At 44.7% G+C, this 24,261-nt stretch carries 22 protein-coding genes, 1 tRNA gene and 2 pseudogenes; 13 read left to right on the top strand and 12 right to left on the bottom strand.

Going from position 1 to position 24,261, the window contains the following annotated elements:
- Positions 1–10: 10 nt before the first annotated feature.
- Positions 11–136 (bottom strand): hypothetical protein, encoded by a 126-nt coding sequence (locus tag IQ234_RS21500; RefSeq protein WP_265578455.1) that lies wholly within the window; start codon positions 134–136, stop codon positions 11–13.
- A 254-nt stretch (positions 137–390) separates the two neighbouring features.
- Here IQ234_RS21500 and IQ234_RS01490 point away from each other — a divergent pair, with 254 nt between their 5' ends.
- A complete protein-coding gene (locus IQ234_RS01490; RefSeq protein ID WP_193955764.1) occupies positions 391–771 on the top strand; it encodes a DUF1830 domain-containing protein in 381 nt (126 codons plus the stop codon).
- An 8-nt stretch (positions 772–779) separates the two neighbouring features.
- On the opposite strand, the gene IQ234_RS01485 is transcribed toward IQ234_RS01490, so the two are convergent.
- The gene (locus IQ234_RS01485) at positions 780–3,407 is read right to left on the bottom strand and encodes a chloride channel protein (protein WP_193955763.1); all 2,628 of its coding nucleotides are present in this window, start codon (positions 3,405–3,407) and stop codon (positions 780–782) included.
- A 738-nt stretch (positions 3,408–4,145) separates the two neighbouring features.
- Between IQ234_RS01485 and IQ234_RS01480 the strand changes: the two genes are divergently transcribed.
- A complete protein-coding gene (locus IQ234_RS01480; RefSeq protein WP_193955762.1) occupies positions 4,146–4,670 on the top strand; it encodes a DUF3122 domain-containing protein in 525 nt (174 codons plus the stop codon).
- A gap of 76 nt (positions 4,671–4,746) precedes the next feature.
- Here IQ234_RS01480 and IQ234_RS01475 read toward each other — a convergent pair whose 3' ends face one another.
- A complete protein-coding gene (locus tag IQ234_RS01475; RefSeq protein WP_193955761.1) occupies positions 4,747–5,133 on the bottom strand; it encodes a DUF4359 domain-containing protein in 387 nt (128 codons plus the stop codon).
- A gap of 102 nt (positions 5,134–5,235) precedes the next feature.
- Between IQ234_RS01475 and IQ234_RS01470 the strand changes: the two genes are divergently transcribed.
- The 4 genes from IQ234_RS01470 to prmC all read left to right on the top strand — a co-directional run bounded on the left by IQ234_RS01470 (position 5,236) and on the right by prmC (position 8,093).
- A tRNA-His gene (locus tag IQ234_RS01470) sits at positions 5,236–5,308 on the top strand.
- Between the two features lie 277 nt (positions 5,309–5,585).
- Positions 5,586–6,020 (top strand): hypothetical protein, encoded by a 435-nt coding sequence (locus tag IQ234_RS01465; protein ID WP_193955760.1) that lies wholly within the window; start codon positions 5,586–5,588, stop codon positions 6,018–6,020.
- A gap of 385 nt (positions 6,021–6,405) precedes the next feature.
- The gene (locus IQ234_RS01460; protein ID WP_193955759.1) at positions 6,406–7,203 is read left to right on the top strand and encodes a Tic22 family protein; all 798 of its coding nucleotides are present in this window, start codon (positions 6,406–6,408) and stop codon (positions 7,201–7,203) included.
- Between the two features lie 5 nt (positions 7,204–7,208).
- A complete protein-coding gene (prmC, locus tag IQ234_RS01455) occupies positions 7,209–8,093 on the top strand; it encodes a peptide chain release factor N(5)-glutamine methyltransferase (RefSeq protein ID WP_193955758.1) in 885 nt (294 codons plus the stop codon).
- Here the strand turns inward: prmC and IQ234_RS01450 are convergent.
- The 4 genes from IQ234_RS01450 to IQ234_RS01435 all read right to left on the bottom strand — a co-directional run bounded on the left by IQ234_RS01450 (position 8,090) and on the right by IQ234_RS01435 (position 11,209).
- Entirely contained in the window at positions 8,090–8,626 is a 537-nt protein-coding gene (locus IQ234_RS01450) for a hypothetical protein (protein ID WP_193955757.1), read from the bottom strand. The genes prmC and IQ234_RS01450 overlap by 4 nt on opposite strands.
- Complete coding sequence (gene pyrF, locus IQ234_RS01445; protein ID WP_193955756.1) at positions 8,590–9,291, bottom strand: orotidine-5'-phosphate decarboxylase; 702 nt, start codon at positions 9,289–9,291, stop codon at positions 8,590–8,592. Before pyrF ends, IQ234_RS01450 begins: the two co-directional genes overlap by 37 nt.
- A 246-nt stretch (positions 9,292–9,537) precedes the next feature.
- Positions 9,538–10,005 carry an MEKHLA domain-containing protein gene (locus tag IQ234_RS01440; protein ID WP_185239549.1) on the bottom strand — a complete coding sequence of 156 codons (468 nt, stop codon included), beginning with the start codon at positions 10,003–10,005 and terminating at the stop codon, positions 9,538–9,540.
- 22 nt (positions 10,006–10,027) lie between these two features.
- Positions 10,028–11,209, bottom strand: a complete 1,182-nt coding sequence (locus tag IQ234_RS01435; RefSeq protein ID WP_193955755.1) for a M20 family metallopeptidase — start codon at positions 11,207–11,209, stop codon at positions 10,028–10,030.
- A gap of 229 nt (positions 11,210–11,438) precedes the next feature.
- Between IQ234_RS01435 and queF the strand changes: the two genes are divergently transcribed.
- Both queF and IQ234_RS01425 read left to right on the top strand, forming a co-directional pair.
- Complete coding sequence (gene queF / locus IQ234_RS01430) at positions 11,439–11,834, top strand: preQ(1) synthase (protein ID WP_004161746.1); 396 nt, start codon at positions 11,439–11,441, stop codon at positions 11,832–11,834.
- 297 nt (positions 11,835–12,131) lie between these two features.
- Positions 12,132–12,935, top strand: a complete 804-nt coding sequence (locus tag IQ234_RS01425) for a tetratricopeptide repeat protein (protein ID WP_193955754.1) — start codon at positions 12,132–12,134, stop codon at positions 12,933–12,935.
- A 224-nt stretch (positions 12,936–13,159) separates the two neighbouring features.
- On the opposite strand, the gene IQ234_RS01420 is transcribed toward IQ234_RS01425, so the two are convergent.
- Entirely contained in the window at positions 13,160–13,747 is a 588-nt protein-coding gene (locus tag IQ234_RS01420; protein WP_193955753.1) for a Uma2 family endonuclease, read from the bottom strand.
- 532 nt (positions 13,748–14,279) lie between these two features.
- Here IQ234_RS01420 and IQ234_RS01415 point away from each other — a divergent pair.
- The 5 genes and pseudogenes from IQ234_RS01415 to IQ234_RS01400 form a co-directional block, all read left to right on the top strand.
- A pseudogene (locus IQ234_RS01415) lies at positions 14,280–14,547 on the top strand (IS1 family transposase); the annotation flags it as partial.
- Between the two features lie 182 nt (positions 14,548–14,729).
- Positions 14,730–14,923: pseudogene (locus IQ234_RS20890) on the top strand (hypothetical protein); the annotation flags it as partial.
- A gap of 127 nt (positions 14,924–15,050) precedes the next feature.
- Entirely contained in the window at positions 15,051–15,797 is a 747-nt protein-coding gene (locus IQ234_RS01410) for a pseudouridine synthase (RefSeq protein ID WP_193955752.1), read from the top strand.
- A gap of 26 nt (positions 15,798–15,823) precedes the next feature.
- The gene (locus IQ234_RS01405; protein ID WP_193955751.1) at positions 15,824–16,585 is read left to right on the top strand and encodes a helix-turn-helix domain-containing protein; all 762 of its coding nucleotides are present in this window, start codon (positions 15,824–15,826) and stop codon (positions 16,583–16,585) included.
- Positions 16,586–16,593: 8 nt separating this feature from the next.
- Positions 16,594–17,442, top strand: a complete 849-nt coding sequence (locus IQ234_RS01400) for an ADP-ribosylglycohydrolase family protein (protein WP_193955750.1) — start codon at positions 16,594–16,596, stop codon at positions 17,440–17,442.
- Between the two features lie 313 nt (positions 17,443–17,755).
- Here the strand turns inward: IQ234_RS01400 and IQ234_RS01395 are convergent, their stop codons facing one another.
- The 4 genes from IQ234_RS01395 to IQ234_RS01380 all read right to left on the bottom strand — a co-directional run bounded on the left by IQ234_RS01395 (position 17,756) and on the right by IQ234_RS01380 (position 24,258).
- Positions 17,756–18,748: an aldo/keto reductase gene (locus IQ234_RS01395; protein ID WP_193955749.1), complete on the bottom strand. Its 993-nt coding sequence runs from the start codon at positions 18,746–18,748 to the stop codon at positions 17,756–17,758.
- Between the two features lie 144 nt (positions 18,749–18,892).
- Positions 18,893–21,958 carry an efflux RND transporter permease subunit gene (locus IQ234_RS01390; protein WP_193955748.1) on the bottom strand — a complete coding sequence of 1,022 codons (3,066 nt, stop codon included), beginning with the start codon at positions 21,956–21,958 and terminating at the stop codon, positions 18,893–18,895.
- A gap of 377 nt (positions 21,959–22,335) precedes the next feature.
- Positions 22,336–23,796 carry an efflux RND transporter periplasmic adaptor subunit gene (locus tag IQ234_RS01385; protein ID WP_193955747.1) on the bottom strand — a complete coding sequence of 487 codons (1,461 nt, stop codon included), beginning with the start codon at positions 23,794–23,796 and terminating at the stop codon, positions 22,336–22,338.
- 132 nt (positions 23,797–23,928) lie between these two features.
- Positions 23,929–24,258: a hypothetical protein gene (locus IQ234_RS01380; protein ID WP_193955746.1), complete on the bottom strand. Its 330-nt coding sequence runs from the start codon at positions 24,256–24,258 to the stop codon at positions 23,929–23,931.
- Positions 24,259–24,261 lie beyond the last annotated feature (3 nt).

Raw genomic sequence — 24,261 nt, 5'->3', positions numbered from 1 at the left:
GTTGGAAGCATTAAGTCTCGGTGACTTCTAAACTGTCCACAATTGTCCGAAAGCTTTCTAATCCAGCTTCTAGGTTTTCCATAATCTCCAAAGCCAGCACATCGGGGTCAGGCAGGTTGTCAAGGACCGTTAACAAAATTGAGTGATAAATAGCTGGGCAAAAAATCGAGAAAAACAGCAAAAAAGCGCAGTTACCCCCTTGACAAATAGCCAAAACTAGGCATTAGTTAAATTTAATGATTTTTTAATAAAAACCGCCTTCTATCACCAGAAAAAGCGATCAGTAGATTTTTATCAGAGTAATGTAATCATCTTTACAACTATCGGGGATCAAAGGATGTTACGGTGAAGGAGCGATGACAAACCCACTTTAAGATCACCTCAATTGCTATGGCACAGATTCTCGATCCCCTCCCCAACGGCAAGAAAAATAGTATTCTTTGTTGCTATGTCAATGCGACCAGTCATATTCAAATTGTTCGCATCACCAATATTGCTAACTGGTATTTTGAAAGGGTGGTTTTCCCCGGGCAGCGTTTAGTATTTGAGACCCTAGCGGATGCTTTCTTAGAGATTCATACGGGGATGATGGCCAGTTCCATCCTTTCCGATAATATCCCCTGTGAACGCCTTTATATCAGCGATGGGGATGAGGATGACTCCGATGGTCAACTAGAGGGGGAAATATTCTACCCCCATTCCCTAGAGGAAAGTCAAGGGGCGAAAATTGACAATACCGTACCCTTCGGTTTAAGTTTAGCTTCCGCCTAGCTAATAAACTAATCTGATAATTCCCCTCGCACGAGAATCACAGTGCAATTAACCGCACGGGCAATCGTCGAGGGGATATTGCCATTTAATAACTGATTGAGCAAGCTTTCCCTAGATGCACCCAAAAGCACCAAAGAACAATCCTCCGATTCTACCAGATTAATTACCGCCTCGGCGGGAGAGGCCGAACGAATCGGTAAAGGTACAATCGGCTGTGCGATCGCTTTCTGTAAAGATGCTTGTAAAACTTCCAAAATAGACAGATCTGGCATTAACTCCGTCGGAGAATAGATTTTACATAACCAAAGTTTGGGATAATCGGAAGACTCGGACAAAGACAGCAAACTAGGCAATAATGCTAAAGCTCGTTGGGCATTAGGACCGCCAGCGGTGGGAATCAGCCAAATCCTTTCCCGATTAGAATCGTTGGGAAAACAATCCTTTGTTCCCAATTTTACCAAGATGGTTTCACAGGGGGCCTGAGCAATCAAAGTATCGACTAAAACCCCAAAAATCGCCCCAGTGGTGGATCTTTCCCCCGTCCAACCCATAATTAATAAATTGCTGTGTCGTTCGCGAATCGTGGCCAAAATCCCTTCGGCGATATCCTGAGCCACCGAAATTTGTGTATGAACAGAGATATTCTGCTGTCGCGCTAATCTTTCCAAACGATGAAGTAATTTGCGTCCTTCCCGCGTATCTACCTTTACTTCCGCCGGAGAACTAAGACGAGGCACAGTAATCACATAGAGACAATCTATCTCATAATTGCGTTCACGGGCGATCGCAACAGCAATTTTAAACAAAGCGGTAGCGGTGTCGGGATTGGCAATAGGTAACAAAATCCGGCCTATTCCCACAGCTGGGGAACGAGTTTGATAAACCACATAGGAAGGGGTACTGGGTTGGGGCAGTTGACAAACCCCCCCCAATTGATCAGCTTCCACCCGGATAATATCAGTGCGGGTGATGATCCCCACCAGTTTTTGACCATCGGTAACGGGTAAACGGGAAAGCTGATAGCGATTTAAGAGAAATAAAACATCGCTTAAAGCTGCCTGGGGGGCCACCGTAATCGGATTGGGAGTCATGATCTCCCGCAGGACGGTTTGACTGTTTTTTGAGTGCCATTTATCCAGATCACTTTGGGTAAAAATCCCCAATAGTCGCCCCTGTTCCACCACGGGAAAACCTCGATGATGGGAACGGGACATAATTTTCACCACTTCCCCCAGGGGTAAATCCGCCGGCAGAATTTCCACCTGGGATTGCATCACATCCATAGCGGATAGATGGGCCAGCACATCATTAGCAGGGGTTTCCTCGTTGAGAATAATACCACTAGCGGAAAGTAAATGCTGATAGAGAGAACCGGGTAGAATGCTTTCGGCAGTGATATAAGAAACGGCACAGGTCAACATCAGGGGCAGCACAACATTAAAATTGTGATGCAGTTCAAAGACAATCACGATCGCCGTTACCGGAACCCTGACTACTCCCGTAAAAAAAGCCCCCATACCGGCTAAAGCATAACTAGGTTCGCTGCCGAAACCCATAATTTTCGTCTCGATTCCCCCCACCAGAAACCCCAAACAGGATCCCAACACCAAAGCGGGGGCGAGCAGTCCTCCCGGAGCGCCGGAACTATAGGAGATCATCGTCAGGAAAAAATAGACCACAAAAGCGAGGGCGGTATTCTGCCAACTTAATTCCCCTGCCAGCAAAAATTCGCGTAAACCCGTATTATCTCGAAAAAAGTCCGGTAAAAAAGCCACTACCGTTCCCGATAACCAACTGACCAGACCGATGCGCCAAGCTAAAGATAACCGCCAACGCCGCTGCAGCTGACTACAAAAAAGGATGCCTTGATTGAATAAAGACCCCAATAAGCCCGCTAAAACCCCCAAAAGGCAATAAATGGGTATTTCTTGGGCAGAGAAGCTAATATTGGCATATTCAGTGATAATCGAGGGGGTATTCTGCAACATCATCGAAACCACGGCCCCGGTAAAGGAAGCCACGATCGCCGTTTCTAGGGTCATACTGGAAACATCGCGCATTAATTCCTCGATCACAAAGAGGACGCCGGCGATGGGAGTAGTAAAACCGGCCGCTAACCCGGCGGCTGCCCCGGCTGCGATCATCTGACGACGGTGATCAGGACTGGTGGGCAGCCAGACGCTTAATTGGGCTGCTAGGGCTGCCCCGATGTGTACCGTGGGGGCCCGACGACCAAGGGTTAAACCACCGCCAAGAATCAGGATCGCCCCGATCATTTTTACTAGGGCGACGCGCCAAGACAAGGGCAAAGGATATTTAGCTAAGGCCGCTTTTACTTGGGGAATGCCACCCCCGGCGGCTGCGGGGGAGAAGTGTTCCACAATCCAACCGGCGCTGTAACCCAGCAGAAAACCACCGAGGGGCAAAACTAGGAAAGGAGAGGAATTGGCTACTAGATGCACCCGCCAACCACCTAACCAACCGATGCCCAATTTCAGGATAATAGCGGCAAAGGCGGAGAGAATTCCGATTAAACAGGCAACCAGTAAAGCATAACGACTATCGGTCGCGCTACGTCCGAAGTGTTGGGATTTAAACCACTGACGGAGGTTTTGGTGACGGGCAAAAAGTCCCATAATTATCAGGGAGAATCAAGGCAATGGCGGGGCGAGGATTTATTTCGGGTTCTGATTCCTCGTCTCTTTAATCATAGGCCGTTAAGTTCTGTGACTGTTCACCTTGTTGCTACTGGTGGACCCCATAGTAGTTTTTTGATCGATGGGCTAGGATCAAAGGTTGTTCCTATCTTTGACTCACCGTTCGCTCATTTCTCGAACCGAAAATTTATCAAATTTTCCCAAATGCACTCTAGCAAACGCATTGAGTGTTCTACTCAAATATTTATTAGTACAAAAAGGCTATTTTTTAGGTTAACGAATTGATTAGGGTTTGAGCGAGCCAATTGGCGATCGCACTCTCGGCAATGTTCTACTTACCTTATTCGCTAAAAAGCATACAGGATAAAGGTAACAGCAACTTTAAAACCCTTCCCCTAAAAAATTAAGCGAACAATGAGTTGCAACTATCATTTTATATAATCAATCATAAGCTAAGACGCATTTAAACCGCTTATTCTTAGATTAGCCGAACCTCACCCAATCCCTTTACTGTTGCCTTTTGCCTCTTGCCTTTTGCCTCGTCTCAACAAGCCATTTAAATTACGAACAGCTTACAATGTCTTTGCGGAAAAAAGCCGCTCCACTCCCCTTGACAGCAGCTTTTCTAAATAATTAACTATATAGTGATATAATTATATTGATTTGGCTCAAGTGCCGAAGCTCGCATCATATTTTTTAGCTAATGTCAATAAAGTTATGAAACGATTTCTGTTATTATTTTGTGTTCTCGTCAGTTTTTTGCTGTTTATCAGCCTTAAAATCGATTTTTCCTTGTCCGCACTAGCTCTAACTCGACAACAGTCAGAAGGACCGGGGCAGCTGTTGTATCAATCCCGTCATAGTTTGCGCGATGATACTGGTAGTCCTTGGCAGGTGGTGTTATTCAAACGAGTTAAAGATGAGGAAACGGTAGAAATTAGTTTGCGCTTGGTGGGATTTCCAGAGGGGATTGAGTTTCTTCACCCAGAAAAATTAACGATAACCACTGCTAAAGGTCAAATTTTAGCGGCTGAGGATGCTTTTGCCCAAGAATCACCCGCAGCTAACGTTGGTCAATACAAGATGCAGGATATCTTAGCGCAGCTACCCGTTACCGAAGCGATCGAGCTTTCCCTCCCCCTAGACAATCCCCGCGCTCTCAGTATCCCGACTCCTGTACTTTTGGAATGGCAAAGTCTGCTTTTTTCCGTAAATGGAGGAAATCCCAATCACCGACGATAAAAAAATGCCCAATTAGCAAAAGTTTCAGCTATTACCACTACAAGAAAATCACTCTCGGACAAATTCAATTGCCTAACTACAGTTCTAAAGCTTCGTAGATGTATAATTTATTCAAAAAACCGACGGTACTGAATTGATAACTAGGTAAAGGGGGAGGGAACGATAATTCCGTTTGATAAACGCTGAAAATGAGAAAATTCTTTCTAGATGTGTTAGTGGCGATCGCTTCTTGTAAAAAAGGATGACCCGTATCCACCAACATTTTACAGTAACCCCGTAAGAGAGCTTGTACTTCGAGGGAAGCTTGCGCCCGAGCGCAGACATTATCCTTAAGATAGCTAGTTAACCTCTGGGAAGCATATTGTTCGTAATCTTGACGATTAGGGTTAGTTGTCAGCAATATCCCCGCAATTCCCCCTAAAACCACTCCTAACACCATTCCCCCTAACCGCGCCAATTTCATAAGCTCTCAAATCATCACTCACTTACCCTAACCATAGCCTGAATTAGGATAAAAAACCTCTTGTCAACCATTCGTCTTGTGCTATACTTGAAAAGGTGTACGGCGAGCGTAGCCAAGTGGTTAAGGCAGTGGATTGTGGTTCCACCACTCGGGGGTTCGAGTCCCCTCGTTCGCCCTCTTTTCAAGACCCTCGATTTCAGGCTAGGCTAAAATTCGCACTAAATCAACGTCCTTTTTGTAGTAGTTCTGATCGTGGTTGCTGACAACGTTTGACAGCAAAATAATGTCTGGGGAGTTTAGCACCTAATCGATCAGATAGTGATGCCATTCAGACTTAAATTGACCTTTCAAATACAGCAACTTTTTCTGGAATGTAGTGATTAGGAAAAATTTAAGAATACTTTCTCACCTAGCCCGAGCTTTTATATTAACTAATTCCGAGGATAATTACCGTGAAAACAGCGAAATATCCCGAAAAAATTGCCGCTCTGTGGACAACATTCCTCTTGGGAACCCTATTTCACACTCAACTGGGATTAATGCCGCTCTTCCATGGTCAATCGATCGTGGAGAGTCATCAAACCAGCAATCTCGATCCGATTTTCTGGGGAATGTTACTCTTTTTTTTGCTGCCAATGTTAGCGATTATCGGGGTCAATTTTAGCGAAAGTCGCTCCTTGAGAAAAACCCATTTCTGGCTAACAATTGTCTATTCTGTCTTGAATTTAGCCCATCTGATCGCCGATCTTCTGGTCAGACCGATCGCCTGGTATCAAATCGCTCTCATGGCAATTTTACTGATCATCGGACTGATTTTAAATCTAGTTTCCTATCAATGGCTGCGGTTAGCGATCGCAGATCCGCGCCATCTCTCGGAAAGTCATTAGTAATGCCAAGATCAAAAGGTGGCCGGTTGACTAACTGATTCACACAAGAGGATGCCTTTTGATCTTAGGTTAGTGCTTATGAAAGCAAAAGCAAGCTTAAACCAGAGCTAAAGGGATTTTTTCGGATAATTTAGCTTAAAAAATCTAATTAATGCCTATTATTCCCTAGATCAGCGCGTAAATTGATCCTGTTTCCTCGCTGCTGCCACCTCATCTCACCAAGTATGGATCTTTTTAGCTATGATAGTTCAGAACCAAGCCAATAAAGGGAACTTTCGGGGCTGGTTATTCATCAGAAAACTCCTGATCAGAGGAGTCAAATAGGCTATATAGTTCAGATTAACGGCAAATATTGGTTAATAGTAATAACGAGGTAATTATTTTGATGAAATCTCTCATTCGTTGGACGGCAACTCTTGGTTTAGTAGGAACGACAATGTTGACTTCGCTGCTGGGCAGCTATTCTAAAGCACTCGCTTTACCGGAAGAACAAATCGTCAAAACCTTGCAGTCTGTACCTGTCTTCGCTATTGCCGATGATCAAGGAGTTCCCCTAATTGCCGTAGAAAAAGAACAGAAATTCACGGGAGTTTTTATCAGTAAGCAGGACGCACAAAACTTTTTTGAGCGACTGAAAAAAGATAATCCTGAAGTGGCCAGCAAAGTTAAAGTTCAGGCTGTTTCTTTGGCAGATGTCTATAAAATGCAAGCCAGTCAAACCCAACAAAATCGTTTAATTATCGATTTTGTTCCTAAAGAGTCGGAAGTAGAATCGGCGAAAAAATTGCTCAGTGAAAGAGGTCAACAATATCAAGGTGGTGTACCTTTATTTGTGCCAAAAGCAGGAAAAGAGAGTAATTTTCTGGTGATCAGTCGCAATAATCAGGATTTTATTCCTTTCTTCTTTGAAAAAGCCGCCGCTTTGCAAATGGTAGAACAATATAAAAAAGCTAATCCCGCAGAAGCGACTACGGTGAAAATTGATGTTATTCCCTTAGAAAGTGTCATCGCTACCCTACAACAAAGCAACGATGAAGCTTTAACTAAAATTCTCCTCTATCCTAGCCAAGAAACGATTGATTTTATTCGGGCAAATAGTAACCAAAAGGCTCCCAACCAACCCCCAGCAAATCAGCCAAGCCCTAATAATAATACCAACAATCGCCCCGCCCCCAATCGTTAAGCCTTGTGACTGCTAGTATTTCCGGTCAAGAATTAAGTCAATGGCGCCAACAGGCGATCGCTGATTTAGCGCAAGCGCAACTATCTGCCAAGGAAGTGGATATCTTTCTGCAAGCAGTGACGGATCTAGATAATCTTTCCCTGCGCTTACAATCCTTTCGCGAACGAGAAAAAATCCCTTTGAGTTATTCTTGGTCGGAAATTACTAAACGCTGGCAAAAACGCCTGCAAGCAAGGGTTCCCTTGCAGTATTTGCTCGAATCGGTGGTCTGGCGTAATTTTACCCTGAAAGTCTCCCCAGGGGTTTTAATTCCTCGTCCCGAAACCGAGTTATTAATCGATATTGTTGGCGAAACCGTCAGAGGAGACGACGGGGGAATCTGGGTAGATCTGGGAACTGGTAGCGGTGCGATCGCTATTGGTTTAGCCAGTATCTTGACAAAAGCAGAAATATATGCAGTTGATTACAGTCAAACGGCTCTAGCGATCGCCAAAGAAAATATCATCAATACCAGTTTTGCCGACAGAATTATCTTAAAACAGGGTTCTTGGTGGACACCCCTAGAGAAGTGGAAAGGACAGATTAACGGTATGGTGTCCAATCCTCCCTATATTCCCAGTGCAGAAATCCTTGACTTACAAATTGAAGTGCGGGAACATGAACCCCGTTTGGCCCTCGATGGAGGTGAAGACGGATTGACCGCGCTGCGCTATCTAGTGGCCACTGCACCCGATTATCTGCGATCGGGAGGCCTTTGGCTAGTGGAAATGAGAGCCGGTCAAGGGGAAAAAGTAGCGCAAATGCTAGAAAATCAGGGCAATTATCGACAAATTCAGATTATTAACGACCTAGCAGGTTTCGATCGCTTTGTTTTGGCCGAGCGAATTTAGCGCAATGCACCCGCTTCGCAGTCCCGCAGCCAGAGACGCACCGCTTGGCCGATGGTCCCTTGACTGGTTTCTAAGGGAGGTAAGGGGACTTGAGCGGGTTCAAGGGCAGCTAATTGACTGTAAATCGTCACTAATCGCCATCCTTCTCCAGTTTTAGTTAAAAATAACCAGTGATAATTCTGGAGAGTGACAGAGCGATTTTTGCCATACTGACGCTCTAAAGTTGTAAAAAAAACCTGTTGAGTGTCATCGGCAATTTGACCGGAATATTGATTAGCACTTAAAGGTAGGGGTGCAAATTCGGGACGACCGGCAATAATCACAAAAACCGGTGTAGATAATTTTTGATCGATTTGGGAACGGGTAATAACTCGATTAGCATAACCGGGTAAATCTGACAAGAGGCGATCGACTAAAAGATTTAAATCCTCTGGACAGCTAGAAAGAGGAAGACTAACTGCTGGCGAGTTAATCCCGAAAATAACCAGCAATACCCCTAAATATCGGCTAATTCGTGACAAATTTTTGTCCATGCTACCTTTGGCTCCTCGGCGCCGGTGATCGGTCGTCCAATTACTAGATAATCAGCCCCAGCTTTAAGCGCTTGGGCCGGAGTCATCACCCGACTTTGATCCCCTTTGCTTGACCAAGAGGGACGAACTCCGGGGCAAACTAAGAGAAAATCCTCTCCACAGACGCGACGCAATTGCGCCACTTCTTGGGGAGAACAAACCGCCCCATCAATTCCCGATTCCTTGCCCAATAATGCCAGATTTAAGGCATATTCCGATAGTTCTAGGGGAATTTTGAGGTCGAGGGCTAATTCCCTGGCGTTAAGGCTGGTTAAAACGGTGATAGCGAGAAGTTTTGGCGGCGATAGCAGGTCAGAGATGGCCCCCTTAGCCGCCGTCAGTGCTTGCCGTCCGGCCGTTGCGTGCAGGGTGAGTAAATCCACTTGATAGCGACTAGCTGAACGACAGGCCCCGGCGACCGTATTGGGAATATCATGGAATTTGAGATCGAGAAAGATCTTTTTTTGTCTTTCTTGCAGAAGCGCCAGAATTTCCGCACCGCTACTGACAAATAATTCTAGTCCCACTTTCCAAAAATTGACTTCCGGCAACAGATCAAGGAGTGCGATCGCTTGTTCTAAATCCGGCACATCGAGAGGAACAATAATTCGGTCTGAGTTGGTCATATTTGGGCGATACAGTGGGGTGTGGGGAATTATGAATTATAAATTATGAATTATGAATTATGAATTGGGAAGTGGGGAGAGGGAATTATGAATTATGAATTATGAATTGGGAAGTGGGGAGAGGGAATTATGAATTATAAATTATGAATTATGAATTATGAATTATGAATTGGGAAGTGGGGAGAGGGAATTATGAATTATGGATTAGGGAGAAGGGAGTGGGGAGAAGGGAGCGGGGAGCTTCAATCAGAGAAAAATCCAATCGGCAAAAGTGGCAGCCTGTCCGCAGTAAATGCCATCACGATCGATGATATTCCAAACGATCGCTTTTTCGATGCGAAATAGTTGACCGTTTTTCGTGATCCTTACGCCGTGATAATCGTTGATATAGCCTTGTTTTTTGACTAAATCTAGCATTTTTTGTCTTTCCTCAATTTTTATTTCCTCTCCCTCTACCGTTGCTCGCGAGGGAGTTGCTAATAATTCTGGCCAAGTTAAACCCCAGAGATCGAGAGCGGTGCGATTACCATAGTTAAAGATCGGATTAGTTTGTGTACCGTGGGAAACTAGGACAAAAGGGGCATAAAAGAGCATTTTACTCTGTTCTTTGCTAGTACCGATCCGGGGTAAAAGCGATCGCCCGATTAATTGTTCATAACTATCCAGCAGCAATTCTGTCCAAGCTATAATAGCTAAATCTTCCCAAATTTCCATAAAATTACTGTTAAAAACTGGTTTAACCTTCCCTTTGCCAATATTTATAGGCTGCGTAGGCTAAAGTAATCACTCCCGTGAGAATTGCCGACTCATCCACTAAAAATTCCGGATGGTGAAGGGGGGGATTGAGGAGATTAGTCGAACCCACTCCTAGACGGAACATTGTACCGGGGGCCTGTTGCAAATAAAGGGAGAAATCCTCGGCCCCCATGGAGGGTTCCGAGAGAATTAAAACCCGATCCTGTCCCCAAGCTTCTAAACCGGCTTCTTCCACCAAACGGGTTAAAAATTGGTCATTTTGCACCGATGGCACACCGCGACGATAATTTACTTGACATTTAGCGTTATATGTGCTACAGACATTCGTGACCAAACCCTCGATCCATTCCGGGAGATGGGCGTGGGTTTCTGGGTGCAGCGATCGCACTGTTCCTGCCATGCGTACCTGATCGGCGATGATGTTGGGGGCGCGACCACCGCTAATCTGGCCGATGGTGAGGACAATGGGACGCAAAGGGTTTTGAGTCCGACTAATTGCCTGTTGCAAAGTGGTGATTACTTGGGAAGCGATCCAGATAGCATCGATCGCCTCGTGGGGCCGGGCCCCGTGGCCCGATTCCCCTTGAATAAAAATCTCCAGATCGTCGGCAGCTGCGGTTAAGGCCCCGTAACGAACCCCGATCGAGCGGGCCGGAATCGAGGGGAAAACGTGCAGCCCGAAAATGGCGCTGACATCCCGCATCACCCCTTCCCGGATCATCCAACTGGCCCCCTGGACGATTTCCTCTGCTGGTTGAAAGAGAAAGCGTATTTTTCCCCCCAAAGGTTCCGAGAGACGGGAAAGCACCATCGCCACCCCTAAACCGACGGTAGCATGAACATCGTGACCGCAGGCGTGCATAATCCCCGGTTTACGCGAAGCAAAGTCTAAATCGGTCTTTTCTTGGATCGGTAGGGCATCCATATCGGCCCGGATGGCTAAAATCCTTCGATCACTGCCTTTTCCCGCCAATTCTCCCTTAACGCCCGTTTTTCCCACCGCTTCCTGCACCGATAGACCACAGGAAGACAAAACCCCAGCAATATAGGCGGCAGTTTGATATTCTTGCCCGCTTAACTCTGGATTCGCGTGAATGTGGCGGCGAATCTCCACTAATCGGGGTGCGAGACTCTCGGCTATGTTTTTAATCTCGGAGAGCATGAAACCAGTTTTACAGTATCTTTAGGGTTAATCATAGAGCATTTTTTACCTGAAAAGTTGGGTCTGGCTGATTTTCCGCCTCAACTGTCTTCTCGGCATTCTTTCAACCTAGGACTAAGCTAATTTGTCAAGAGGATACGGGAGTTACTATTCATCTCTTGATTCGGTAACGCCTCTTGAGAGAATATTCCAGCTATGATAGAAAACATTGTCTAGTTAGGAAAAAAACATGGTTCAGTCTTCCGAAAAAATTGAAGTTAAGTACGGGGAAAGAGAAATTGCTGAAGGAACATTAATTACTTTCCCCAATCCACGCCCCGGCAGAAATTATGATATTCATATTACCCTGCCGGAATATACCTGTAAATGTCCCTTTTCCGGTTATCCCGATTTTGCCAGTATTTATCTTAGCTACGTTCCCGATCAAAAGGTGATGGAATTAAAGGCGATTAAACTTTATATTAATAGTTATCGCGATCGTTATATTTCCCACGAAGAAGCAATTAACCAAATTTTAGATGATTTGGTGGCGGCTTGCGAACCCTTGCAGATGAAAGTTAAGGGGGATTTTCATCCCAGAGGTAACGTACATACCGTGGTGGAGGTGATGTATAAAAAAGAATAGCATAATTGTCTAGTTTGGGGATGGGGTTGCTCCCATCCCTTGCTGTTCTAGTTTTTCTTGTTCAAGTTTTTTGCTGTCCTTGTTTTCAATACTTATTTAAAAATTGTCCTCTATACTTAGAGCTTGAATCTTATCGTTAAGAGTTGGTTGATTGCCTTTGACTGCTGCTAGGTAAACTGCCCGCGCATTTAAATTGCTTATTGAGATGAGGTAAGAGGCTTCGGCCGTGAGCTCAGTAAAAACTTTTTCAGCCAACCCTAATTAGAATTTCAAATCATCCCCAGTGAGGAACTAGCCATGAAATCCTTTGCCCTTCTTACCACCCTTAGCCTAATCAGCCTTTCCACCCTCGCGACTGTTCGCCCCGTCATGGCGCTAGAGAGCCGACAACCAGCCGAAACCCGCATCGCTCAAGGGAACAATCAAGACGCGATCGGCCACTATAACCGGGGAGTTGGCTACATCCAACAAGAAAAATACGATCTCGCCCTCGCTGAATTCACCAAAGCGATCAACATTAATCCCCGATACGCCGAGGCTTACCTCAATCGGGGGGTTCTTTACGAACAAGAGGAGAAACCCGACCTCGCCCTGTTCGATTACAATCAGGCGATCAATATTAATCCCCGAGATGCCGACGCTTACTACAATCGGGGGGTTATTTACGCCGGACAGGGGAAACCCGACCTCGCCCTGTCCGATTACAATCAGGCGCTCAACATTGATCCCCGATTAGCCCTGGCTTACAACAATCGGGGGTTTCTTTACTACGGACAGGGGAAACTCGACCGCGCCCTGTCCGATTACAATCAGGCGCTCAACATTAATCCCCGATACGCCGAGGCTTACAACAATCGGGGGCTTCTTTACTACAGACAGGGGAAATCCGACCTCGCCCTGTCCGATTTCAATCAGGCGCTCAACATTAATCCCCGATTCGCCGAGGCTTACAACAATCGGGGGGTTCTTTATTACTATCGACAAGAAAGGGAAAAAGCGATCAGAGATTTGCGACAAGCCGCCGAACTGTTCCGCCAGCAAGGAAACGCGGCGTTATATGAAAAGATTATGGAATTCCTACGGCTATTAGGCGCGGTCTAGTCCTTTTTGTTGGGTTGAGTCCGTCGGTTGGGTTGAGCGAATCAATGGGTTAAAGAAAACCTCTCAATTTTAGGGGAAAGGGAAACCCAACAGCCAACACCTCAATCCGTCTGAATTGGCGATCGCTATTTCGATCCTCTTATTTTTTTGTTGGGTTTCCTTCTTGATCTTGAGAATCGCAATATCAACTGATTTTGGTAGATAATTGAGATTAGATTTAATCATTATTCTTCACTTAAATTAAAATCAATTCGTTGATAAATATTCATCAGTGAAATTTGAAAATCTACAGAATAAAACCTTAAAACATCCTTGTCTGATTCATAAACTTTAAACAACCATTCTCCATTATCTTGTTGATAAAATTGTTCTACATAATAATGGTATTGATCAATCAAAACATATTCCTTAAAGTTAGGAATGGAGCGATAAAATTTAAACTTATCAGTGCGGTCATAATCTCTGGTTGATTTTGATAAAACCTCAACAGTGATTAACGCATTAGTTACGGTATTTGTGCCTTTTCCTTCATATAATGGTTTGCCTTTAATCACCATTACATCAGGATAAGTATAAAAGCGATATGTCGGCATCCATAACCGGACATCACTCATAAAAGCCCAATAATCTTCATTGTTAATCTTAGTCGGAAAATTTTTATAAAAATTACCAGCAATCAGATTATGATTAGTAGTTGCTCCCGTCATAGGAATAATTTCTCCATCTAGATATTCATTTTTGTATTCTGCTATTTCTTCTAGCTGACAATATTCTTCGGGTGTATAATACCGTTTTTCGACTTGAACTTGCATACTAACCTCCCTTATCTTGGTTAAGTTTTCATTCAATAGCAGCCTTAATATTGGCTTATTCTGAACCTTTTGTCACTAAATAAATCCCCGTTTTACCCGCAACTTGTAAGCCAAATCCTCAAGTAACCTGACTGGGTGGACTTACTTGGGAAACTCCCTGTTTAATCGAATTTAATAATAATTGTACATAGTCATTGACAATGTTAGTAACTCCTGTTTGAAAAATTTTTGTTCTTTCTTCTATATTCTCGAACTGAATATAAATTTTTACACCATCAGAGGCTTGTATTTCCGTGATTTTTATTGAGATTTTATCCTAACCTCAATTTGTGCATACATACTAATGCTAACCGTTCAGGGGGTGGTTGTCAAGCCGCCATTAGCCAAGTTCTCCACTAGGTCAAGGTTACAGACAAACCTAAAGGCAAATTAATTATAGAAGTCGATTTATGCCCCCCTATCGAACCATAACAAGTAACGAAGAGCCGAATGTGATGAGTTATTTACCCTGAGAGAAGCCGAAGGGTGATCATTCGTATTTTGTAAGAAAATCAAGGTATATATTTGGTGAGATATCGATAGAACTACGCGAGAAATTATTGGTTGCTATTTAGGAGATAGGAGTCGTCAATCAGCCAAAAAACTTTGAGTCCAGTTTACCAGGTGTTTACCGACAATGCGCGGTTGCTTACACAGACTTTTGGGAGTCCTATAAGACAGTAATTCCCAGTAAACGTCATCGACCGGTCGGGAAATATAGCGGTTCTCGCATCTGTGCGGCACACTTAAACCTTTGCTGATTAAGCTGTTCAGTATCGGGAATGTACCTCTTGTGAATCAGAAACGCTATAAACTGGTCAAACTAATCCTATTGAAAGATTAAATAAGTAGGTAGGCGTTAAAAATCATCAGATCCCCCCGCCTATCGGCACCCTCCTTATCAAGGGGGGCAGGGGGGATCGAAACTAAAATCTATTTTTAATTTAATTATAACCAGCTACTTAATACCTTTCGACAAAGGATTTCTCGGCTGGTGAGAGAGAGTCTATCTTTCTCTAAAAAAATGGAGAATCACGTTGGGGAACCCTTTGGTATTTTATCCATGACTACAATGCACAGCAAAGCAAAGGATTAAGCCGCCATCACTACTACCGAATCATCACCCCTTTTTTTTGAGAAGTTTTCCAAGAAAAAAATCAAAGCGGCAGCCGGAGATATTCGGTTTTTCTTCACTTTTTGGGCGAAAAAAACCCTTTTAGGATGTCTATAATAGGAGATAGAAAGGGTTAAAAACTAAAAAAAAATGGCGGAGAGAGTCCAGAAAATCCTTGCCCAGTGGGGAATTGCCTCCCGAAGAAGGGCGGAGGAGATGATCGTGGCCGGACGAGTGAGACGGAATGGCAAAATCGTGCAGTTAGGAGAAAAAGCCGACCCCGAAAAAGATCACCTAGAGATAGACGGAAAAAAAATTGAACCGGCCAATCGTCCCCAAAGATTGTATATACTAATCAACAAACCCATTGGTGTGGTTTCTACCTGTAAGGATCCGCAAAACCGGCCGACGGTGATTGACCTTTTGCCCGACTCCCTCGCTGGCGAGACAGGGTTACATCCCGTAGGAAGGTTGGACATTAACACCACTGGGGCTTTACTCCTCACCAACGACGGTCAACTCACCCTCACCCTCACCCATCCCCGTTATCATTTGCCCAAAACCTATCGGGTTTGGCTAGATGGTGCGATTGATAGACTTGCTCTCCAGCGTTGGCGAGAAGGTATCCTCTTAGAGGGAAAAAAAACCTTACCCGCACAGGTTGAGATCCTCAAGCAAACCGACCAAAAAACCCTACTAGAAGTTATTTTAGTGGAGGGAAGAAATCGGCAGATTCGCTGTGTAGCTGAAGAATTAGGTTATCACGTCCTGAAACTTCATCGCAGTGCTATCGGTCCTATTCAACTAAACTCTGGTAATAATTCCCCCTTACCCTTGGGCCATTACCGTTTTTTAACCCTTGATGAACTGAAATATTTAAAAAACCCGATTAACTAAGCTGAAAGTCAGCCCCTAATAGCGATATGTTTCGCCTTCTCCAATCACAACTTGATCCCCAGCATAAACAGCGCACCAAATTACTGGAAATCGGCGTTTATTTGCAAAAAAATCGCCTAGAACAGTCCCTTTCTCTCGAGGAAATTGCCCAGAAAACCTTGATCCCGCGCCATCGTCTAGAAGCGCTGGAAGCGGGGGATTTGGATTCATTGCCCGAACCGATTTATATTCGTTGGTTAATCAAACAATTTGCCGATAGTCTATCCCTGGATGGTGAGACGGTTAGCCAGCGTTTTCCCACCAAGGTAAATAACTTTTTTAGGGGAACAAAACCGTCTTTATCGCTGCCGAGTCTTCAAATTCGCCCGATTCATCTATATTTTCTCTATTTAATCTTAGTTATTGGTTCCGTACAAACCCTATCCCACGTCCTGCAAAAATCGGTACTGCAATCGAATCGCTTACCGCCGCCTTCCTTGCCACAACAGCAAATTGTCCAACCGAAAAGTAACCCCCTTCAACCGGTAGCCAACAAAACCAGCAATAATCAGCAGCTGGTGGTGGTGGTAAAACTGGAAGATGACTGCTGGCTGCGGGTGGTGGTGGATGGTAAGACAGAATTTGAGGGTGTACTGCCCCAGGGAAGCCATCGCACTTGGCAAGCAAACCGAGAATTAACCGTGAGGGCGGGTAATGCCGGCGGGGTTTACGTTGCGGTTAATAATGCCAATGCTAAACAACTGGGGCAACCGGGCAAAGTCGGGGAAGTCACCTACCGAGCAAATTGAGCTAATTTATGCAAAAGGTCTTTTCACCCCTTGATCGCCTTCAGGGAGCGTTAATCGGGGCATATATCGGGGAATCCTTGCATAATCAGCCCCTAATGCCAGCCTTTAACTATGAGGCTACACCGAGGACGACCCTGCTTTTGCAAGCTCTGCAATCTCAGGAGGATTTGCCCATTGCGATCGCAGCTAGGCAGCAGTCGGAATCGGCGTTATTATTTGTGCTGTTGCCGGAGATTTTAACCTGGCCTGACCATGGGGAACGTTGGCAAGCTAGATTAAATTTTTGGCTGAAAAAGGGCTTAATTTCCGAGTTAACCCGACAAGAAGCGATAATTTGGGGAGAGGCAGTAGGTCTGTTATTAGAGGGAAAAAGGCCTTTAAATCAGTTAATCGGGCAATTACTAACTATTAACCCCAAGAATAAGCTATTAGAGCGGATTCAGTCAGCTTTAGGGCAGAATCATCCCTTCGAGTCCATTTTATCGGCTTGGGCGAAAGATATCTCACCTTTAGGAATTGCGATCGCAGCTTCTCTCTATACCTTTCTGCAAACGAGCGAGGATTTCGCCGTTAGCGTGCGTCGTGCCAATTCTAGTCCCTATCAACGGCAATTAACCAGCACTTTAGCGGGAATTTGGGCGGGATTGTACAACGGTATCGAGGGGATTCCCCTAGCTTGGCGACAAAATTTGCCGAAAGAGCCAGTTAAACAGCAATTAATGGATAAAGCTGGGGAAATATATCGAATTTCTTTGGTTATATCTCCTCATCTTGTCCTATCTCCTCACACTGCCGTCGCTTACGGGGGAACAATCCAACCCCGTCCTAGCTTAAAATTGGTCTCTCAAGATAAGTAGTCGTGCAAAATTAACTTCTTGGTTAGGATAGGCAAAAGGCAATAGGCAAAAGGCAATAGGGAGAATAAATAATCAGTTCTTAATAACCAGATTTAGTATTACTTAGGGTTTGCTGAATAAATCTAGAAACCTTGTTGGACAATATCTTTAGGCTTTTTTGACCTCAAAAATTGCTGGTTCTTCGAGTAATCGGGGGGAAATTGGCTCTCTTATTCTTTGTCTGATCAGTTTAACTTATAAGCGATCAATCTTTGTGTCCTTTGTGTCTTTGTGGTTCGTTCCACACCCCACCAACAAACTTTTTCAGCAAACCCTACTTAGTTTGAAAGATATTTTGTACCATTTTTTTATCTAAACCTGCGGCAATTTTATCTAATTCTGCTATTTCCCCACAGTCTAAACTCCATCCTAAAGCGCCTAAATTATCCTCAGCTTGCCGAACATTTTTAGCTCCGGGGATAGGAATTGTTCCCTTACAGATACACCAATTTAAGGCAACTTGACTAATAGTTTTATTTTTAGCTTGGGCGATAATTTCTAGGCAACTCATCAGAGGCGAAATAGCGGGAATTAATTGACCAAAAAGGAAGCGACGTAATCCAGGGGGTAAGTTTTTATTATCTCGATATTTCCCCGTTAATAACCCCAAAGCTAAGGGACTATAGGCAATAATTTTAATACCCAATTGATCACATAGTTCCTTTAATCCTAAGTCAGTGAGAGGATAGGTAGAAAGGAGAGAATACTGTACCTGTAAACTGGTGATAGGAATGCCGCGACTGGCAAACTTTTGATAGGCAGACTTCAATCTTTTCGGTCCAAAATTGGATAAACCCACCCCTTTAACTAACCCCTTTTCCAGACAATCCCCCAATCCGTCTAATAATCTTCCCTCCTGCCATGGCGCATAATTGCCGGTTGACCAGTGCATTTGCACTAAATCCACCGGGCGACCCAATCTGGTTGCCGAAGCTTGACAAGCTTTCACCATGGCATGACGGGTTAAACGCCAAGGATAAGGGGCGAGTTTGGTGGCAATACGGATATGATCAGCGTTATAACCGCTATATTCCCCCGTAAAGCGTCCTAATAGCTTCTCACTCTGTCCGTTGAGTTTGCCTGTGCCGTAGGAGTCTCCCGTATCAAATAGGGTGACACCCCGCTCGACGCAGAGATTAAAAACCGCTTGTAACTGGCTATCCATACTCTCATCGTAACCCCAGAGAAGACGATTTCCCCAGGCCCAAGTACCGCAGCCCATGGGGGGAAGGGATAGAGTTTGATGTGTGACTGTCAAGGGATTCATGGGTTAGTTTCTCTGGGTTTTTTTTTCAAGCTTTCAGCAAGATATTTTATACTAAATCTGGTTATTAAAGACTGATTATTTATTCGCCTTTTTGCCTTTTGCATGAGTAGAAAACGGGTTTCTCCGAGAAACCCGTTTTCTGTACTAAATCGACTTGGGTTTTTGTTTAACAAATAATCCCCGGAACCAATAGTAAAAACTATCGATATAAGTAAAGATTACTGGTACAACCACCAAAGTTAATAGGGTGGAAGTGGTAAAACCACCAATAACAGCAATCGCCATCGGTGCGCGAATTTCCCCATCTGCACCTAAAGCTAAAGCAATCGGTAACATCCCGGCAATTGTGGAAACGGAGGTCATAATAATTGGTCGTAAACGAGAGACTCCCGAATCAATTACCGCCTTAAATTGCGGTTTCCCTGACTCAATGCCACTCAAGGCAAAATCTACTAACAGAATCGCATTTTTAGTGACTAATCCCATCAGTAAAACTATGCCAATTAAAGCGTATAAACCTAACTCTTTTTGGGTAATTAAAAGAGCGATTAAAGTACCACCAATCGATAAAGGAAGGGAAGTTAAAATCGCTAAGGGATAGAGAAAATTGTTATACAATAAGACCAAAATCCCATAAATAGAAATAATTGCTAAACTTAACGCCCCCAAAAAACGAGCGAAGATATCGCGCATGATACGAGCATCACCAAAGGGTTCTTCTGTCACCTCTGGGGGTAAGTTTTTCATGATTGGTAAAGTGCGAATTTGTGTCACCGCACTTCCCAAAGAAACTCCCTCTAAATTAGCTCCAATATTAACCTGACGTTGACGGTTAAAGCGTTGAATTTCCGCAGGTCCACTACCTAAGCTAATTGTCGCCACCGAGTTAAGCGGTACTAACGTCCCATTACTGCTAGGAACGCGCAAATTTTGCAGAGTTTCTATCTCACTGCGTCCATCATTGGCAATTTTCACCCGGATGGGAATTTGTCGGTCAGCAAGGTTAAATTTAGCTAAATTAAACTCATTATCGCCGATTAAAGCTAAAGATGCAGTACGGGCGATCGCTCTGACTGAGACTCCCTGATCGGCAGCCCGCACAGGATCCGGTTGAATAATGATCTCTGGTTTAACTAAACTTACCCCGGAACTGACCTCGACAAAACCGGGTAAAGCCCGCATTTCTCGCTCTAATTTTTGGGCAGTTTGGGTTAAAATATCGCCATTTTCACTTTTTAAGACAATAGCCACATCCTTAGTGCTTCCTGCTCCCCCCTGCGCTCGAAAAGTCACTCTAGCCCCCGGTATCTTCTGGAAATCCCGACGGGTTTGTTCCTCAAATTGCCGTTGAGTTAGCGATCGCTGTTCCTTAGGAACCAAATTAACATATATTAAGCCCGTATTTACCCGTCCCGAATCTCCCGGAATAGCCAAAACATTAGCGACGGCGGGATTTTTTTGCAGTAAACTATTCACCTGATTAGCCACGGCAACGGTATCATTCAAAGTCGCACCGGGAGGCAATTCTAGACTGATGGTACTTAATCCAGTATCCCCGGAACTAAATAACCCTTTTGGAATCAAGGGAACTAACTGTAAACTACCGATAAAAAAGACCAAAGCGGCCAATAAAGTCAGGATTCGATGACGTAAAGCCCAAGTTAACAAACTTTTGTAGGGACGAAAACGGGGGCGCGAGGAGGGATTATTATCACCAGTTTTGAGCTTTTTCGGCTGTAGAATATAGGCACTTAACATCGGGGTGACGGTGACAGCGATCAAACTGGAAAAAAGGGTAGAAACCGCCACCGTAACGCCGAAAGGTTGAAAGAATTGCCCCGGCACACCACCCATAAAAGCAACCGGCAGGAATACCGCCATAATTGCCGCCGCACTAGCTAAAACGGCTAATCCAATCTCTTTTGAGGCATCAAAGGCCGCTTGCAGGGGTTTTTTACCCATAGCTAAATGTTGATCGATGTCCTCCACCATACACACCGCATCATCCACCAGATTACCCAAAGCTAAAGCTAAGGCCAGCAGGGTCATGCCGTTAAGGGTATAATTTAGGGACTGCATCACCCAAAAAGTCGGGAAAATCGACAAAGGCAGGGCCAAACCCGTGATAATCGTGGCGCGCCAATTGCCTAAAAATAGACCCACCGTGATCACCGTCATCATACAACCAATCAGGAGATCGCTAAGAAGGCTTTCGTAACTATCACGAATTGAGTCGGCACGGGTAAAAATTAATTGAAATTTAATATCTTCGGGCAGTTTTTTCTTTAAATTCTCGATTTCTTGGCGCACTGCTGTTTCTACCGTCACCAAGGTGCTGCCAGTCCCCCGTAAAATCGAAAAACCCACCACTGGCTGCCCATCTAAGAGGGCCATTTGTCGAGGATCACTGGAACTATCGCTAACTGTCCCTAAATTGCTTAAGGGGACGGTATCACCGTTAGGTAAAGAGATTTGATAATTTCTTAAATCTTCGATCGTTTCAGCGCTGCCGAGGGTGCGGACAGTTTGTTCACTACCACCGATTTCCGATCGCCCTCCGGGTAAATTAATATTAAAACTACGAATTTGGTCATTAACCGCCGCAGCCGTGATACCGTAGGCCAAAAGACGACCGGGATCTAAATCTACACGCACTTCTCGATCGACTCCCCCAACGCGATCGACTCGTGCTACCCCCGGCACTCCCGTTAAAGCGCGGCCAATTTGACGATCGACTAGATCACTTAATTCGGCGATCGATCTTTTCGGGGAGGAGATGGTATAGTTCATCACCGCACCCCCGGCAAATTCTAAACGTTGGACAATTGGATCATTAGTATCTTGGGGTAAATCCTGCCGAATTTGCGCTATGGCATTGCGTACATCATTGGTAGCGCGATCGCTGTTAGTGCCAAGGATAAAGTTAACGGTGGTGGTGCTGCTGCCTTCGTTAACGGTAGAAGTAATTTGATCGATATTACCCAAAGCAGCCACCGCATCCTCGACTTTTTTGGTGACTTGGGTTTCCAATTCCTCTGGACCGGCGCCGGGTTGATTAACGGTGATAATCACGGCCGGAATGTCAATATTAGGAGAGCGATCGATCCCTAATCCTAGAAAGGCAATGTATCCCATTAAGGCCATAACCAGGGAGATCAGGATCGTCGGAATGGGATTTTTGATAGACCAATTAGAAATATTAAAAGCCATAATTTCAAGTAGTTTTTGCTAAAAAAGTTTGTTGGTGGAGTCAGGAGCCGGTCGTCAGTAGCCGGTCGTCGGTCTTTTCAGGCTTTGTCACCCTCTTTTAAGTACCATTTTTGTACTAAAGAAAGGATAGTGCAAGCTTTTTGAAGGTCTCAATCCTATTTTCGCAGCATGAACATCGGATTTTAACAGGTCAAAAGCCTTATTTTAAAAGGGTTTTACCATTATTCAGTAAGCCCCAAGTAAAAAGGGAAAAGTAAAAAGTAAAAAAGGGGATAGGCAATGGGAAAAATCAAAAAAGCAGCTTTTTGTCTCCTGTCTCCTGTCTCCTGTCTCCTGTCTCCTCACCTAACGGAATATTTTTCATTTTTGCAGGAGGCCTACTGATCACTGATTGCTGTAATTTTGTCGCCATCACCGAGATAGGCTGCCCCTTTGACCACAATGCGATCGCCCGCTTGTAAACCCGTAAGAATTTCCACGCGATTATTCGGCATAATTTGACCTAATTGCACAGTTTTGGCGGTAACGGTGTTATCAGGTCCCACTAAATAAACTAGAGCTTGATTATCTTTTTGGGGTAAAACTGCGGTCATGGGGACGGTTAAACTATTGCTAGTATTCGTCACGATCGCACCTCGTAAAAACATCCCCGGTTTTAATCCTCTATTGTCGGTTAAATCGACTTTAACCGTTGCTTGACGGGATGCCTCATCGACGATGGGATTAATTTCGCGCACCTGTCCCGGTAATTTTAAACTGCTATTAGCATCGGAAGTGATAGTAACAGGCGCTCCGACGCGGATTAAGGGCAATTGATTCTCAGGAACCCGTAATCTTAGCTCTAAACGCCCATTTTCGATGATTTTAAAGAGAGCATTTTGACCGTTGGTGGTGTCCCCGATGCGAGCATTTCTTTCGGCAATTTTGCCACTAACCGGAGAAATCAGGCGCGTCTCGTTTAATTGAGCTTTAACAATGGCTAAACGGCTTTGAGCTTCCGTTAATTGGGCTGTAGCTTGGGCAATCACTTCGGGACGATTGCCCGCTTGCAATTGCGCTAGTTGCTGCTCTGCTTCTCCTAAACGGGATTGGGTCTGTTGTACGATCGCCGCTTTGTTTCTTTCTTCATTGAGGACCTCATCGAGACGATCCCGGGCGATCGCTCCTTCCGCTTCTAAACTTTGGTTTCTCTGGACGCGTTTTTTAGCCAAATCCCAATCCGATTGAGCTTGACTAATTTCAGCTTTTATGCGTTGAATAGCTTGTTTAGCTCTAGCGATCTCCTCTTTACGGCTACCCGCTTGTAATTCTGCCAAACGCGCTCGCGACTGGGCGACATTTGCCTGTGCTTGGGTTAATTGCGCTTGTAGGACGGTATCATCGAGACGAGCGAGAATTTGACCTTGGCTAACGATATCACCCTCATCGACAAAGATTTCTTTGATTTGTAGTCCCGTCGCTTGGGAAAGAATCGGGATTAATTCGTAGGCTGCCACGCTTCCAGTCGCTTTCAGGGTGCGGGCCACGGCAGTGGATTCTACCCTAGTGGTGGTTACTGTTTGTGCTGGTGCCTCATTTTTTGCCGCTACGGGCTGAGTATTGGGGTTTTGGGCTGTTTGAGGTCGATTAGCGAAACGAGTCGCCCCCAGGGTCAATAAAACCCCCAATCCCACACCGATAAATAAACCCTTTCCTCCCGATAGCCAAGAGTTGGTTTTTGTCGGTTTTGGCGAGTATTCGGTTTCCTCTGGCTCAATTTCGGGATTAAATGCGATAATTTCGGGAACTAGCGAATTATCGCCTGAATGCTGGTTATTTTCTAGGGTATCTGGCCGCACGATCTGCCCTCTCGGTAGATTCTGGATAAAATGTTAAGTTTTGTATCCATTTATAATCTAACCGAAAAAGGTCACGGGTGGGGAAAGAGAGAAAGTCTCGTTACCCTCCAGCGATCGCCTAAGGATTGTTGTTCATAAAAAAGCACGGGATCCCAGGGCAATCAAGGAACCACTCAAGATAGTTATTAATGTCCAAATTTGGTTGCTTTGGGTTCCTTCCACCTTGATCAGTCGATTATCCATACCATCGACTTTCTCTGTTAAAGTTGCTAGTCCTATCTTCACATCGGTGAGATTTTTCTGTAAGGTTTCTAGCTTTTGATCGAAACCTTTTTCGAGATTATCTAGCTTTTGATCAACATCTTGCTGGAAGGTGTCTAGCTTTCGATCAACACTTTGAATACTATCTTTAATTTCCTTAAGGACAGATTCGAGGGAATAGTTAACGGTTTCTGCTGTCATTGC

The organism is Microcystis aeruginosa LEGE 91341 (genome assembly GCF_015206885.1).
GTDB lineage: Bacteria > Cyanobacteriota > Cyanobacteriia > Cyanobacteriales > Microcystaceae > Microcystis > Microcystis aeruginosa_H.
The sequence above is the reverse complement of the archived record's forward strand: the minus strand, read 5'-3'. Positions and strand labels throughout refer to the sequence as shown.